This window comes from Nocardiopsis sp. NPDC049922 (genome assembly GCF_040660275.1).
Taxonomy (GTDB): Bacteria; Actinomycetota; Actinomycetes; order Streptosporangiales; family Streptosporangiaceae; genus Nocardiopsis.
This window is the reverse complement of the sequence record NZ_JBFAME010000001.1, coordinates 545,620-559,981: the sequence shown is the minus strand read 5'-3', so window position 1 is coordinate 559,981 and position 14,362 is coordinate 545,620. Positions and strand designations below refer to the sequence as shown.

12 protein-coding genes are annotated in these 14,362 nt (G+C 74.5%); 5 read left to right on the top strand and 7 right to left on the bottom strand.

Annotation, left to right across the window (positions count from 1 at the left end; translation table 11 throughout):
• Positions 1–22: 22 nt before the first annotated feature.
• On the bottom strand, positions 23–1,015 hold the full coding sequence (locus AB0I72_RS02675; RefSeq protein WP_358562092.1) for a R2-like ligand-binding oxidase: 993 nt from the start codon (positions 1,013–1,015) through the stop codon (positions 23–25).
• A 227-nt stretch (positions 1,016–1,242) separates the two neighbouring features.
• Between AB0I72_RS02675 and AB0I72_RS02670 the strand changes: the two genes are divergently transcribed.
• Positions 1,243–1,479: a hypothetical protein gene (locus tag AB0I72_RS02670; protein ID WP_358562089.1), complete on the top strand. Its 237-nt coding sequence runs from the start codon at positions 1,243–1,245 to the stop codon at positions 1,477–1,479.
• A 27-nt stretch (positions 1,480–1,506) separates the two neighbouring features.
• On the opposite strand, the gene AB0I72_RS02665 is transcribed toward AB0I72_RS02670, so the two are convergent.
• The 5 genes from AB0I72_RS02665 to AB0I72_RS02645 form a co-directional block, all read right to left on the bottom strand.
• On the bottom strand, positions 1,507–3,153 hold the full coding sequence (locus AB0I72_RS02665) for a DNA repair helicase XPB (protein WP_358562086.1): 1,647 nt from the start codon (positions 3,151–3,153) through the stop codon (positions 1,507–1,509).
• Between the two features lie 130 nt (positions 3,154–3,283).
• Positions 3,284–3,703 carry a hypothetical protein gene (locus AB0I72_RS02660; protein ID WP_358562083.1) on the bottom strand — a complete coding sequence of 140 codons (420 nt, stop codon included), beginning with the start codon at positions 3,701–3,703 and terminating at the stop codon, positions 3,284–3,286.
• Between the two features lie 65 nt (positions 3,704–3,768).
• Entirely contained in the window at positions 3,769–4,218 is a 450-nt protein-coding gene (locus AB0I72_RS02655; RefSeq protein WP_358562080.1) for a hypothetical protein, read from the bottom strand.
• A gap of 91 nt (positions 4,219–4,309) precedes the next feature.
• A complete protein-coding gene (locus AB0I72_RS02650) occupies positions 4,310–4,738 on the bottom strand; it encodes a hypothetical protein (RefSeq protein ID WP_358562077.1) in 429 nt (142 codons plus the stop codon).
• Between the two features lie 141 nt (positions 4,739–4,879).
• The gene (locus tag AB0I72_RS02645; RefSeq protein WP_358562074.1) at positions 4,880–7,336 is read right to left on the bottom strand and encodes a helicase-associated domain-containing protein; all 2,457 of its coding nucleotides are present in this window, start codon (positions 7,334–7,336) and stop codon (positions 4,880–4,882) included.
• A gap of 154 nt (positions 7,337–7,490) precedes the next feature.
• Between AB0I72_RS02645 and AB0I72_RS02640 the strand changes: the two genes are divergently transcribed.
• The 4 genes from AB0I72_RS02640 to AB0I72_RS02625 all read left to right on the top strand — a co-directional run bounded on the left by AB0I72_RS02640 (position 7,491) and on the right by AB0I72_RS02625 (position 13,443).
• Entirely contained in the window at positions 7,491–8,270 is a 780-nt protein-coding gene (locus tag AB0I72_RS02640; RefSeq protein ID WP_358562071.1) for a hypothetical protein, read from the top strand.
• Positions 8,271–8,804: 534 nt separating this feature from the next.
• Positions 8,805–9,188, top strand: coding sequence for a cold-shock protein (locus AB0I72_RS02635; protein ID WP_358562068.1), 384 nt, complete (start codon positions 8,805–8,807; stop codon positions 9,186–9,188).
• A gap of 201 nt (positions 9,189–9,389) precedes the next feature.
• Positions 9,390–10,145, top strand: a complete 756-nt coding sequence (locus tag AB0I72_RS02630) for a DUF3027 domain-containing protein (RefSeq protein ID WP_358562807.1) — start codon at positions 9,390–9,392, stop codon at positions 10,143–10,145.
• A 175-nt stretch (positions 10,146–10,320) separates the two neighbouring features.
• Positions 10,321–13,443, top strand: a complete 3,123-nt coding sequence (locus tag AB0I72_RS02625) for an ATP-binding protein (protein ID WP_358562065.1) — start codon at positions 10,321–10,323, stop codon at positions 13,441–13,443.
• 24 nt (positions 13,444–13,467) lie between these two features.
• Here the strand turns inward: AB0I72_RS02625 and AB0I72_RS02620 are convergent, their stop codons facing one another.
• Positions 13,468–14,328 carry an MOSC N-terminal beta barrel domain-containing protein gene (locus AB0I72_RS02620; protein ID WP_358562062.1) on the bottom strand — a complete coding sequence of 287 codons (861 nt, stop codon included), beginning with the start codon at positions 14,326–14,328 and terminating at the stop codon, positions 13,468–13,470.
• Positions 14,329–14,362 lie beyond the last annotated feature (34 nt).

Below are 14,362 nucleotides of genomic sequence, written 5' to 3'. Positions count from 1 at the left end.
CGGTCCGCCCGCCGCCGCGCGGTCAGGCCTCCCGGCCGGCCCGCCGCATGGTCTCCCGGTCCTCCTCGCCGAACCGCTCCTCCAGCTGCTCCGGGGAGGCGTCGACGTCGATCTGGGCCACCGGGACGCCGCGCGCGGACTCGATCGCGCCCAGGCGGCGCAGCGCCCGGTCGCCCGCGTACCGGACCAGCTCGCCCGACGGCAGCTCGTAGCGCTGGTCGGCCGGGTCGTCGGAGGGGGTGTCCCCGCGCTTGACCGTGGTCATCACGTGCGGCAGGAGTTCGTCCAGGCGCTCGCGGACCGCCTCCCAGTTGGCGTCGTCGGCGGCGACGTGTCTGCGGCAGGTGAAGGTGCCCCACGCCATGTGGCGGCGCTCGTCGTCCCCGATCCGCCGCACGATCTCCCGCATGCCGGGGAAGATGTCCCGCACGGTGCACACGTGGTTCCACGCGTAGTAGCCGGTCAGCGCGAGCGACCCCTCGATGACGTGGTTGTAGGTCACCGACGCCCGCACCTGGTTGCGCGGGCTGGGGTCGTGCAGCAGCGCGTCCAGGGATCCGGGCAGCTCCTCGTAGAACAGGGTGCGGTACCCCGGGTTGGCGTCGACGTACTCGTGCAGGTCGTCGTAGACCCCCAGCGCGTCCAGCCACAGCCGGAACGCCTGGACGTGCTTGGCCTCCTCGAAGGCGAACTGGGTCAGGTACATCTCGTCGCCGAGCCGACCCTCCGCCGCCATCGCGCGGATGAACGGCTGGAGGTCCTCGGTGACCGCCTCCTCGCCCGCCACGAAGAACGCGCACAGGCGCAGGGTCCGCGTGCGCGCCGCGTCGTCGAGCCGCTTCCAGTCCTCGGCGTCCTGGCTCAGGTCGATGTCGGCCGGGTTCCAGAACCGGGCGTTGCCCTTGGTGAACAGTCGGAGTGGGAGGGAGTCCCAGTTCAGGCCTCCGCTGCGGAGGGAGTGGAAACCGGACCGGTGCTCGCCTGTGGCCGCCGCCGTGGCTGGGGTGTCGGGCATGGGGATGACCTCCGTGGGGCGTACTGCCCTCATGATTGGACACGAAGCCCTCTCGTGTAAAGAGCGAACGTGGTGTCCGTCACGAAAAAACAGAATCTGGTTCGGTGTGGCTGGTGGGGAGCCGCCCTCCGCCTGGAAACGGTCGTCCTCAGCGGCGATCACCCCCCTTCCGAAACGGTACGGTCAGGGAGTACCGCCCAGACCGACCGCATCGATCGGGGGACGACGTGTTCTGTGGTGATCCCGGCAGCGAGGGCTACGCGACCTGCGCGACCCAGAGCCAGCTCTTCGCGCTGGCGTCCGCGGTCCCCGCGCTCCTCGGCCTGGCCCTGCTCGTCGCCGCGTTCACGGCCCCCTCGGTCCGAGGCGACCGCCTGCTGCGCACCCGCGCCCTGACCTACTCCCTCATCGCCTGGGGGATCGCCGTGGGCACGTACGTCATGGGCGGGCTGCCGTCGCTGTGACCGGGCGGCCCGGCTCCCCCGGACGGGTCAGACCTCGTCTCCCGCGATCAGGTCCCCCGCGTCCGTGATCCGGTACGCGTAGCCCTGCTCGGCGAGGAACCGCTGCCGGTGCGCGGCGTAGTCCTGGTCGAGCGTGTCCCGGGCCACCACGGCGTAGAACCGCGCGGCCCGACCGTCCGACTTGGGCCGCAGCACCCGGCCGAGCCGCTGCGCCTCCTCCTGGCGGGAGCCGAACGACCCCGACACCTGGACGGCCACGCCCGCCTCCGGCAGGTCGATCGAGAAGTTCGCGACCTTGGACACGACCAGCGTGCGCAGCTCGCCAGAACGGAAGGCGTCGAACAGCCGCTCCCGCTCCTTGTTGCGGGTCTCGCCCTTGATCACGGGGGCGTCCAGCGACTCGCCCAACTCGTCCAGCTGGTCGATGTAGGACCCGATCACCAGGACCTGCTCCTGCGCGTGGCGCCGCACGATCTCCCGCACCACCGTCGTCTTGGAGTCCGACGACGCGCAGAACCGGTAGCGGTCCTCCGGTTCGGCGGTCGCGTACGCGAGGCGTTCGGACTCCGACAGGTCCACCCGCACCTCGACGCAGTCCGCCGGGGCGATCCACCCCTGGTTCTCCATGTCCTTCCACGGGGCGTCGTAGCGCTTGGGGCCGATGAGGGAGAACACGTCGCCCTCGCGGCCGTCCTCGCGCACCAGGGTGGCGGTCAGGCCGAGGCGGCGCCGGGCCTGGAGGTCGGCGGTCATCCGGAAGATCGGCGCGGGCAGCAGGTGCACCTCGTCGTAGACGACCAGGCCCCAGTCGCGCGCGTCGAACAGCTCCAGGTGCGTGTACACGCCCTTCCGGCGCGCCGCCATCACCTGGTAGGTCGCGATGGTGACCGGGCGGATCTCCTTGCGCGCGCCCGAGTACTCGCCGATCTCGTCCTCGGTCAGCGACGTGCGCCGGAGCAGCTCCGACCGCCACTGGTGCACCGACACCGTGTTCGTGACGAGGATCAGGGTGGTCGCGCCGGTCAGCGACATCGCCGCGGCCCCGACCACGGTCTTGCCCGCGCCGCACGGGAGCACCACGACCCCCGAGCCGCCCGCGTGGAAGCTCTCCGCGGCCTCCTTCTGGTAGCCGCGCAGCTCCCAGCCGTCCTGGTCGAGCTCGATCCGGTGCGCCTCGCCGTCCACGTACCCGGCCAGGTCCTCGGCGGGCCAGCCGATCCTGAGCAGCGCCTGCTTGAGGTTGCCGCGCTCGCTCGGGTGCACGGCGACGGAGTCCTCGCCGAGGCGGTCGCCGAGCATGCCCTTGAGCTTGCGGGAGCGCACGACCTCCTCCAGCACCGCTCGGTCGGAGGACTCCAGCACCAGGCCGTGCGCGGGGTCGCCGACGAGCCGCAGCCGCCCGTAGCGGTCCATCGTCTCGGCGATGTCCACGAGCAGCGAGTGCGGGACGGGGAAGCGGGAGAAGCGGATCAGCGCGTCCACGACCTGTTCGGCGTCGTGCCCGGCCGCCCGCGCGTTCCACAGCGCCAGCGGGGTGATCCGGTAGGTGTGGACGTGCTCGGGAGCGCGTTCGAGTTCGGCGAAGGGGGCGATGGAACGGCGGCACTCCTCGGCGGACTCGTGGTCGACCTCGAGGAGGAGGGTCTTGTCGGACTGGACGATCAGGCAGGACACACGGACCTTCTCACGAGGGTGGTGGAGGGCGGCGGGCGGGCGCCATGTGTAACGCGCCCCGCCCTCCGATCATGCCCGGACCGAGCGGCCTCTTGGCGGCCGGGGTGGGATTTCCGCTGGTGGCGGGGGGTCAGGCCTCCGAGGCGATCGCGAACGCGATGGCGACGACGTAGATCAGGGCGATCAGGAGGACGATGCCGAGGTTGATCCAGTTGGAGATCCAGGCGTAGCGCTTGTACCTCGCCGCCTTCTCCGGGTCGTGCTTCTCCCCGAGGGCGAGGGCCGCGAAGATGACCCCCACGACGGAGAAGGCGCCGCAGCAGGTCACCATCAGGATGATGGCCATGACCAGGGCGCCGATGATGCCGCCCTCGCTGGGCCGTTCCGCGTAGGGCTGCCCGGGGTAGCCGCCCGGGGCCGCGAAGCCCGGGTCGCCGTAGCCGCCGGGCGGGGGACCGTAGCCTCCGGTCCCGGCGTTGTAGGGGTCGAAGCCGGGCGGTCCGTAGGGGTCGCCTCCGGGAGGCTGACCGTACCGCCAGTCGTCCTTCATCGTGGGGTTCTCCGTGGTCTCGGGGATGGGGCCGCGCACGGGAGGCGCGCGTGGCCGGGCAGGGGTCAGGCGGCGAGGCCGAGCACGATCGCCATCAGCAGCGCGAAGGCGGCGAGGAGGACGGCCGACACCGCGATGTACGCGAAGTTGCACGCCCAGGTGTACCGGAGGAACCGCTCCACCTCGGCGGTGTCGGGGATCTTCACCAGGGCGATGACGCCCAGGCCGATCCCGGGGACGTTCGCCAGCAGCAGGAAGTAGAACTGCCCCAGAGCGATCCCGGTGATGGGGACCACCAGGGTGAGGAGCGCGACCACCAGCGCCGCGACCGCGCCGCCGACCCGCGGGGGCGGGCCGACCGGGCGGGGTGCGGCCGCGGGTCCGAGGGTCGGTGCGCCGGTCGGGCGCCGAGGAGCGCGCGCGTCGTGTTCGGGAGCGCCCGTGGGCACGGTGGGACGGAGAGCGGAGCCGCGCTCCCTCTCCCAGAAGGCCCTCGGGCCGCCACCGCCGTTCACCGCTCGTCGCCCTCCCTGGTCGTCGCGTCCCGTCGCACACCCGTCCCTCTCAGTCGGACGCGGCGTCCGGAGCCCCGGTTCACCCCGCCCCTCAGAAGTTGGTGACCGGGACGATGCCCTGGATCCAGGACCCGGCCCGCGTCAGCATCACGAAGGTCAACACCGTCATGACGAACAACATCACCCCCGCGGCGCCGAGGCAGTACCAGGAGTACCGCGTCAGCGTCTCGGCCTGCTCCGGGCGCCCGCGATCGCGCGCGTGCGCCGCCCGCACCGCGAACACGATCCCGGCGACCCCGAACAGCCAGTTGGCGCAGCACACGAACGTGAGCGCGTGCAGGATCAGGGCCATCGTGGAGCTGCTGGCCCCGCCCGCGCCGACGGGTCGGCGGTCGTCCCGGTCCGCGTCGCGGGCGCCGTCGCGTTCGTCGGGCCGCCGTGTCGCCTCGCGGCCGCGCTCGCCGTCACGTCCGCGGTCACGGGGGGACGATGCCCCGGGGGGCAGCGATGCGTTGCTCATGGGAGTCTCTCGCCGTCGGTGGGTGGACCAACGGGACCACCCTAGCCCTCGCCCCGCACACGGGTGCCACGTGTGTGGAGTGTGGGCCCCATGTGTGTTCCGCGCGTTCGTCCGAGCGGAACGGGGCCCGAGCCGCGGCCCCTACTCCGCGGCCTCCTCCAGTTCGGCGACGGCGGTGATGCGATGCACGGCGAACCGGTGCACGGCCGCGCGGGTCGTGTCATAGGCGGTCAGGAAGCCCCCGTCGACACTCGACGGTTCGACGATCCGGCTCACCTGCCGCCCGTCGGTGTCCGTGTACCCGATCCACACCCGCCGCCCCTCCTCGGCCGCGTGCGCCAGCGCCTCCATCGCCGCGTTGGCGCGCGAACCCGGCGGCCCGTCCTCCGGCAGCGGGATGGGCCGCCGCGCCGCCGTGGCCGCCTCGTCCCCCGCGCGCACGGCCCGGACCGCCGCCCGCGCCAGATCGGCGGGCGACCCCGCCTCGGCCGGGGGCGGCATGTCCACCGGTTCGGCCCGCCGGACCTCCGGTCGGCTCAGCCGCATGCTGCCGTCGCCGCTCTCGGCCACCGGGTGATACCCCAGCTGACGCAACCGCTCCACCAGTGCCGACCGGTTCACGCGGCTCGCCACGACCGTGGGGGCGAGGCGGATCAGGCCGAGTTCGTCGACGCGGCGGTCGGTGACCAGTTCCTCCAGCACGGCTGGTTCGTCGCACCGCAGGTAGCTGGAGGCCGATCCCGCGCGCAGCCTCCCGTGGCGGCGGCCCACGTCCGACACCAGGTACCGCAACGCCTGGGGCATGGGGGTACGCGAGTGCCGTTCGAGCAGCGTGGTGATGTCGGCGACCCCCCGACCCGCGTCCAGCGCCCGCCGCACGGAGCCCTCCGTGAACCGGTACACCGTGGCGCCGCCGGTCGACTCCACGTCGGCGACCAGCGCGAGTTCGCGCGCCAGCTCGGTCACCAGCGGCCCCGGCGCGACCGCCGTCATGTCCCCCTGGAGGAGGACGTGGTCCAGCGGGCGCGGCAGTTCGGCGGCCAGCACCCGGGCGGCCGCGTCCTCGTCGCCGTCCAGCAGCGGCCGCGTGTGCTCGGCCAGGGCCCCGCGCCCGGTCAGTCCGAGCGCCGCCGCCTCGTCGACCGCCGCCCGCACGAGTTCGGCGTAGACGGGGGACTGGCGGCAGGGGCGGCGCCACGCCAGGCGCGCGGCCAGCGAGTCCGGCAGCGGGGCGAACCCGGGCGCCGCGCTCCCCAGCTCGCCGAGCACGTCCCGGCGGGCCTGCGGCGCGGCCGGGCGGACCAGGTCGGGGCCGAGCACGTTGCGCACCCGGCCGCCGGAGTCCGGGGCCCCGGTGAGCGCGGCGACGCGGTCCGAGTCCAGCCAGGCCGACGCCAGCCGCAGCCACCGGCGCTCGGGCGGGCTCTCACGCCACAGGTCGTACTCCCGGGTGGGCAGCCACTCGCCCGCGACCCGGTCGTCGGTCCCGATCAGCCCGGCCGCGTGGGCGGTCTCCACGAACAGGGCGGCGGTGGTCTCGTCGGTGTCCATCGTCTGGGCGGCGCGGCGCAGGTCCCGGACCCCCATCCCTCCGTTGCGGAGCACGGCGGCCGGATCCTGCGACCAGCGTTCCAGCAGCTCCTCGATCGCGCGCAGCACCGTGAACGCCTGGCCGGCGGCGGCCCGGGTAACCGTGTCACCGGGGTTCTCCGTGCCCTGGAACGGCGGCGGGTCGGTGGTGACCTCGCGGAACAGCGGCCCCGCCCGCAGCGCCAGCCCGACCTCGCGCGGCAGGGTCAGCGTGTCGTCCCCGGTGGGGACGAGCAGGGCGCGGGCGGCGAGGGTCTCGACCGGGGAGGCGGCCGTGGCCAGGCTGACCTCGCGCCGGGCGTCCGACACCGTGCCGTTGGGCGGCCCCCACGTCATGCTGTCGAGGAGCCTGCACGCCTGGTCCCCCACCTGGGCGACCAGTCCGGTCACCCGCGCCGGGTCGGACAGGAGCGTGGCGACCGTCTCGACCGGTGTGGCGGCGGTGCTGTCGGGCGCGAGGTCGTCGGCCAGACGCTTGACCGTCCCGTGCGGGAGGGCGGCGAGGAGGGCGCGCGCCGGCGGGCCGAGGCGCGCGGGGTGGGGGAGGAGGTCGCGCAGGACCTGCACGGGACGCAGCCGCCCCTGGTCCGGCCAGACCAGGGCGAGCAGGTGCAGGGTGTCGAGGGCCCGGACCAGGGGATCGTCCGCCGGGTCGGGCGCGGGAGTCAGCCCGAGCGCGGCGGCCAGGTCGGCGGTCGGGACGCCCACGGGTTCGCGGAGCCGGTCGTCGCCGAGCGCCACGACCGACTCCAGGACCTGGAGCGTGAAGCGGTCCAGCCGTTCCAGCACGCGCAGGACGGCGTTGCGGCTGGTCGCGCGGGCGGCCAGCGCGCCGACGTCGGCGGGGACCGGCTGGGCGAGGTCGGGGCGCGCGGCCAGCAGCGCGGTGAGGTCGTCGTCCGAGCGGCCGCGCAGCCAGGACGTGAACGTCGGGGGGCGGCCCGGGGAGGCCGCCCGGTGGCTCTCCGGCCCCGGTCGGCGCGGGTCGGGCTGTGCGTTCTCGCTCATCGGGTCCACGCTAAGCGATGTCGGCCCCGCGCATCGCGTGTGTGCCTCCCCGCACCGTTCGTCACGGGCCAGTAGGCCGAATTCGAATACGCTCCGATGACCGAAACCGAGAAAGAGGGTTAAAAGCCAGGTCATTGTGGGCCAATATGGGGTCATGTCCCAGCGCTCGGAACAACTGGTACTCGACTATCTCTCCGAGGTCGGCCTGGTCCTGCACGGTCGGATGACCGCCAGGGAGCGCACCGCGTACCTGGCCGACCTGCGCGCGCGGATCGACGCCCGTCGGGCGGCTGCGGGCGACCCCGGTCCCGACGGCGTCCGCGACGTCCTGCGCTGCTTCGGCACCCCGGAGGACCTGGTGCGTCGGGAGTGCGAGGGCCGCGACCTCGACATCGAGGACGACGAGCTCATCCCGCCCAAGCCCGCGCACGCCGACCGCGTGCCGCCGCCGTGGCGCGGCGGGCCCAGCCGGGGGCTCATGGCGCTCCTGAACGGGACCGGCGGGACCGGCGGGAGCGCGGCGGCTCCCCCCGGGGCACGGCGCACGGGGGTCGTGCGCGGGGCCGTGCTCGTGGTCCGCGCGCACCCGGCGGAGGCCGCCGCCCTCGGACTCATGCTGCTGACCGTGCCGTGGCACTGGGACCTGGCGTTCGTGTGGGTGCTCGCCGCGGCGCTGATCGTGCTCAGCCAGGTCTGGACCACGCGGGACAAGTGGGTCGGCGTGGGGCTGCCGCTGGCGTCCTGCGCGGTCGCCATGGTCCTGTGGGACGGCGAGGCCAAGTTCATCGACCGGTACATCCAGGAGTCCCTGCCCGCCACGGGCGTGATCGGGCTCGGGCTGGCCTGTCTGGTGACCTTCCTGTACCTGTACCCGAGGGCCCTGCGCTCGGCCCTGACCGACGCGCGCGCCCGGGCCCGCGCCGTGGGGAGCTGAACCGCTCGGGGCGCGGGTCATCGCTTGGCAAACGCTGGGAATAGCCTTCTCCGTCCCGCCCGTGACGGCCCACCCGAGCCCACGGCTTCGGGTAGACCTGTCCCCACGCCGACGCGACCGCACGGGCGGCGGTCGCGTCCCCACGGGTGGCCCGGCGTCCAGACCGGGCACCGCACAGGTCGTGTGGCCCACGCCCGCCGAGCTCCGTCCCACACTCCGCGCTCCGCGGCACGTGGGCCACCGCCGACGTACGAGACCCGGACGAGCCGTCCTCCGGGTCTCGTCGTGCCGTACACGCGTCGCCGCGCCGCACGCGGGCCGTCGCGCGCCACGCGGCCGTCGTGCCCGGGGCGCGTCCATTCGGCCACGGGGGGTGAGATATACCCTCGCGCCCGAAGGGTCTCGCCCAGTACCTTGGTCCTCGGTCCCCGGCAATCCAGGAGCGCCACGGGAACGGGTGGGAGGGCGGAATACGGACGCTCCCCGGTCGTCCGGTCCCCGCGGTGCCCGTCAGTGAAAGCATGAGGTCACTACGTGCCCACCGGCAAGGTCAAGTGGTACGACGGCGACAAGGGTTTCGGTTTTCTCACCCGCGACGACGGCGGTGAGGTGTTCGTGCACTCCTCCTCCCTGCCCGCGGGCACCCCGTCCCTCCGGCCCGGCCAGCGGGTCGAGTTCGGCGTGGCCGAGGGGCGCAAGGGCGCGCAGGCCCTCCAGGTGAAGCTCCTCGACGGCCAGCACTCGGTCGCCAAGGCCCGTCGCAAGAAGCCGGACGAGATGGTGGTGATCACGGAGGACCTGATCAAGCTTCTGGAGGGGTTGTCGGAGGGCTACCGCCGAGGACGACACCCCGAGCGCCGCGAGGCGTCCAGGATCGCGTCCGTCCTGCGCGTGGTCGCGGACGACCTCGACGTCTGACCGGAGATCCGCCCCGGCCCCCACCCCCCCCGCACCGCCCCGGCCACGGCCCTCCCCCGGGCGACGAGACCTGATCAGGGGGATGAGTCGGGCGAACCTTGACCGTCGGCATGGTCAAATCGGTGCGCGCGATCAGTGAGAATGGGGAACGTGAGCCCTTCTCGACGTTCTCCTGTACCGGACAAGGCCTGTATCGAGGCGGTGGAGCTGGCCCGCTCGGTGGCCGCCGAGGTCGGGCGGCCCGAGTGGGTCGGAGAGCACCGCACCCCCCAGGTCGAGGACACCCGCCTGGTCACCCACTACTTCACCTGCCTGGACCCCGCGTACCCGGGGTGGAACTACGCGGTGACCGTGGTCCGCGCCTCGCGCGCCAAGACGGTCACGGTCAACGAGGTCGTTCTGCTCCCGGGCGAGGGCGCCCTCGTCGCGCCCGAATGGGTCCCCTGGAAGGAGCGGCTGCGCCCCGGCGACCTCGGCGTGGGCGACCTGCTGCCCACGGACGAGGACGACGAGCGCCTCGTCCCCGGCTTCGCGCAGGTGCCCGAGGGCGAGCTGGACGAGGAGGGCGCCGACCAGCAGATGCTGTGGGAGATGGGCCTGGGCCGCCGCCACGTGCTCTCCGAGACCGGCCGCGAGCAGGCCGCCGAGCGCTGGTACAACGGCGAGGGCGGTCCGCACAGCCCGATCGCGACCGCCGCGCCCGCACGCTGCGCCACCTGCGGCTTCCTGACGCCGCTCGCGGGTGAGCTGCGCCAGATGTTCGGCGTGTGCACGAACGAGTTCGCCCCGGACGACGGCAAGGTCGTCTCGCTCGACCACGGCTGCGGCGCGCACTCCGAGGTGCGCCACCCGACCGAGCGCAACGAGCCGGTCGCCCCGGTCGTCGACGAGGTCGGCTACGACCACATCACCTTCGAGGACACGGCTGAGCTGGAGCTCGTCTCCGCCGACTCCTGAGCCCTCCCCGCCTCCTCCGCCCGCCCGCGCGCCGCACGGTCGCGGGCGCGGTCGTCCCGTTCGGCGCGTACCGGAGTGTGCGCCGGGCGGGCATGGCCTAAGGTCGTTCTGCCGTCCGCGTGCGATCCGCGGGCGCGCCGCGCCGAGCCGGTCCGCACCGCAGGAGGAACCCACGATGGCCGAGTCGGTGACCGCTTCGGCGGCCGATCCCTTCAACACCGCCGAACTGCGCCGACGCGTGCTCGCGGCGTGGGCCGACGCCCCCGCCCGGTTCCGCGAGGACGCCAACGCCGAGGAGGACTTCGCGCTCGGCGGCTACCGCGACCGCGTCGTCGTCGAACTGGCCCAGAACGCCGCCGACGCCGCCCGCCGCGCCGACGTCCCCGGCCGGTTGGCCCTGCGGCTGGAGGGCGACCGGTTCACCGCCGCCAACTCCGGCGCCCACCTGACCGCCGAGGGCGTGGAGTCCCTGTCGACCCTGCGCGCCTCCACCAAGCGCGGTGAACACGGCTCGGCGGGCCGCTTCGGGGTCGGGTTCTCCGCGGTCGCCGCGATCAGCGACGACGTCACCGTCTCCTCCGGCGGCTCCGCCGTGCGCTTCAGCGCCGAGCGCGCCGGGGCGGCCGTCGCCGCGCTGCTGGCCGACGGGAGGACCCACGGCGGCCTGTCCGAGGAGGTCGAGCACCGCTCCGGCCACGTGCCGATGCTGCGGCTGCCCTTCCCCGCCGAGCCGGTCGGGGCCGAGGGCTACGACACCGTCGTCACGCTCGTCCTGCGCGACGAGGCCGCGCGCGCCCGCGCCCGAGCCCTCCTGGAGGCCACGGGCGAGGCGCTGCTGCTGGCCCTGCCCGGCCTCACCGAGGTCCGGGTGGCCGTGGACGGCGCCGAACGCGTCCTCACCCGCGACGACACCGACCCCTCCGGTCCGGTCACCACGCTGCGGGACTCCGACGGCACCCGGCTGACGCACTGGCGGGTGCTGTCGCGCTCGGGCACGTTCGACCCCGCCCTGCTCGCCGACCGGCCGGTGGAGGAGCGCAGCCGCACCGAGTGGTCGCTGACCTGGGCGGTGCCCGTCGACGAGGACGGTGTCGTGGCGACCCTGCCCACCGACGTCGAACCCGTCGTGCACGCTCCCACGCCCACCGACACCGAACTCGACCTCCCGGCCGTCCTCATCGGCTCCTTCCCGCTCAGCACCGACCGCCGCACCGTCCAACCCGGCGCCGCCACCGACCTGCTGCTCGCGGAGGCCGCCCGCGCCTACTGCGCGCTGCTGCGCCGCTTCGACGCCCGCGCCGCCCTCGACCTCGTCCCGGGCACCCGCGTGGGCGGCGGGGCGATCGACGCGGTCTTCCGCGCCCGCGTCGCCGAACCGCTCCAGGACACCCCGTTCCTCACCACCGCCACCGGAGCCCCCGTGGCCCCGCGCGACGCGGTGCTCCTCGACACCGGCGGCTCCGGCGGCGCGGGCGCGCTGGTCGACGTCCTGGCCGAGCTCGCCCCGAGCCTGCTGCCCGGCACGTGGAACCCGAGGCACCCCTCGCTGACCGCCCTGCGCGTGCGCCGCGTCGGCATGGCCGACCTGGCGGACCTGCTCGGGGACACCGAACGGCCGCCCGCGTGGTGGGCCGAGCTGTACGCGGCACTGGAGATCGCGGGCAGCGGCGGCGCCGACCTCGACGAACTGGGCGCCCTGCCGGTCCCGCTCGCCGACGGCCGCCTCGTGCGCGGCCCGCGCTCCCTGCTGCTGCCCACCGAGGACTGGGCCGACGTCAGCGACGCGCACGGACAGCGGCTCGACCCCGCCGCCCTGTCCGCCCTGGGCGTGCGGGTGGTCCACCCGGACGCCGTGCACCCGCTCCTGCGCCGCCTCGGCGCCCTGGACGCCAACCCCGCGGCCGTCCTGTCCGACCCCCTCACGGAGGCCGCCGTCCGCGACTCCCTGGAGGCGGAGGACCCCGAGCCCGTCGCCGAGGCCGTCCTGGACCTGGTGGCCGCCTCCGGGATGTCCGTGGCGGACGCCCCCTGGCTCGCCGACCTGGCGCTGCGCGACGACGAGGACGGCTACTCGGTGGCCGCGGAACTGCTCGTGCCCGGCGCGCCCCTGGCCGACCTGCTCGTCGACGACGCGCCGTTCGGGACGGTGCACGCGGACGTCGTCGACCGGCACGGCACCGCGGCCCTGCGCGCCGTCGGCGCCCTCTGGGAGCTGACCGTGGTCCGCGCCGAGGAGGTCGCGCTCGGCGAGGAGCTGGTGTCCGCCTTCGACGGCGCGACGGGCGACGGCGGCCCGGACGGGCTGGAGGACTGGGCGGACGAGGTGCTGGAACGCCTCGGCGACCCGGATCTGCCGCCGGTGGCGCCCGAACTCGTGTGCGTGGCCGACCTCGACTACGTGGCCGACGACCGGTGGCCCGAGGCGCTGGCGATGCTCGCGCGGATGCCGCTGCGCGAGGCGGTCACCGCACCGGCCCGGGTGCTGCTGCCGGACGGGCGCGTGGTCGACGTGCCGTCGTACACGGCCTGGTGGCTGCGCACGCGTGCCCTCCTGGACGGGTGCCCGCCGGTCGAGCTGCGCACGGACGACGCGGAGGCGGCGCTGGCCGGGCTCTACGACGAGGTGCCCGCCGAGATCGACCTGGAGTTCGCCCACGCCCTGGGCGTGCGGACGACCCTCGCCGAGCTGGTGGCCGACCCCGAGGGGCCGGACGACCTGTTGGCCAGGCTGGCCGACCCGGCGCGGCACGTGGACCGGGCGGCGCTGCGGCGGGTGTGGACCGCGCTCGCGGGGGTGGACGCCGACCTGGTCACCCCGCCGAGCCGGGTGCGGGCGGTGCGCGGAGGGGCGATCGTCGTCGCCGACGCGGAGGACGCCGTGGTCGTGGACTCGCCGGACCTGCTGCCGCTGCTCGGCGACCGCCCGCTGGTGCTGGCGTCCGCCGACGCCGCCGAGGCGCTGGCGGACGTGCTCGACCTGGACCTGGCGAGCGAGACCGTCGACGGCAAGGTCGGTCCGGGCGGGGAGATCCGCCAGGTGCCGGGGGAGGCCGAGCTGTTCCTCGACCCCGACGGCGAGCCCGACCGCACCTACCTGCACCACCAGACGCTCACCGTCGACGGCGTCGAGGTGGAGTGGTACGTGGGCGACGGATCCGTGCACGCCGCCACCACCGACGGGTTGGCCCGCGCGCTGTGCTGGCGCTCGGGGCAGTGGGACCGCCGCCACCTGGTGTCGGCGGTGCTCCGCGAACCGTCCGCCGCCGCGACCCTGCTCGCCGAGGCCGACCTGGACTGAGGAGGGCCCGTCGGGCGGGCCGGGTCAGGCCAGGGCCGCGGCCAGCCGCTCGCCCAACCCCTCCTCCCGGTCGCCCCACGCGGTGACCTCGACCTCGTCACCGACGGACAGCCGCCCCGGGCGGGTGACCGCGAACTTGGCGCCGAAGGCCACCCCGCCCGAGTCCGCGCGCCGGTACCCCGCGAGCGCGCGCAGGGGTTCGGGGCCGTTCTTCGCGCCCCGTTCCTGGGCCACGGTGGTCACCGCGCAGCGGATGCACACCTTGGCGTAGCCGAGTTCGGCGGTGCCCAGGCGCACGGCGCGGACCCGGTCCTCGGTGTGCGGCTCCGGCCAGCCCGAAACGATGACGTTGGGGCGGAAGCGGTTCATGGGGACGGCCTCGCCGCCGGTGCCGGTGATGCGTTCGTTGAGCAGGTCCAGGGAGGACAGCGAGGCCATGAGCACGGCGGTGCTGTCGGCGAACCCGCTGGTCCCCGGGGTCAGACCGCCGGTCTCGCGGGCGTGGTCGTCCGGCACGCGGACCAGGCGGCTGTCCGCGCCGAGCGCCTCCGACAGCCAGGCGGCGACCTCGTCCCCCTGGTCGACGCCGACGAACGGCTTCCGGTGCAGGGCCACGTCGACGCGCGGTCCCTCGGGGTCGACCTTGAGAACGAACGGTTCGAGCCCGTCGAGGCGCAGACTCAGGCTCGTGCCGTCGGCGTCGACGCCCGCCCGGACGAGCGCCATGCGCGGGTCGACGCGCTGGCTGCGGAAGGTCCCCTCCGGGTCGACGACCATGAACGCGCGGTCGTGGGCGATCCCGGCGGGTGCCATCTCCGCGCTGGACACGGGGGTTCCGGCGCAGCCCTTGACGGGGTAGCGGACGAGTTGGGTGATTCGGGCCATGAGCCGAAGGTACCGTGTGGGCGCGCGGGCGAGC

What these genes read in the sequence shown, in the direction of transcription:
- AB0I72_RS02650 (WP_358562077.1), bottom strand. Translation starts at nt 4,738, where the DNA reads ATGAGCAACGCATCGCTGCCCCCCGGGGCATCGTCCCCCCGTGACCGC.
- AB0I72_RS02640 (WP_358562071.1), top strand. Translation starts at nt 7,491, where the DNA reads ATGTCCCAGCGCTCGGAACAACTGGTACTCGACTATCTCTCCGAGGTC.
- AB0I72_RS02645 (WP_358562074.1), bottom strand. Translation starts at nt 7,336, where the DNA reads ATGAGCGAGAACGCACAGCCCGACCCGCGCCGACCGGGGCCGGAGAGC.
- AB0I72_RS02675 (WP_358562092.1), bottom strand. Translation starts at nt 1,015, where the DNA reads ATGCCCGACACCCCAGCCACGGCGGCGGCCACAGGCGAGCACCGGTCC.
- AB0I72_RS02660 (WP_358562083.1), bottom strand. Translation starts at nt 3,703, where the DNA reads ATGAAGGACGACTGGCGGTACGGTCAGCCTCCCGGAGGCGACCCCTAC.
- AB0I72_RS02625 (WP_358562065.1), top strand. Translation starts at nt 10,321, where the DNA reads ATGGCCGAGTCGGTGACCGCTTCGGCGGCCGATCCCTTCAACACCGCC.
- AB0I72_RS02620 (WP_358562062.1), bottom strand. Translation starts at nt 14,328, where the DNA reads ATGGCCCGAATCACCCAACTCGTCCGCTACCCCGTCAAGGGCTGCGCC.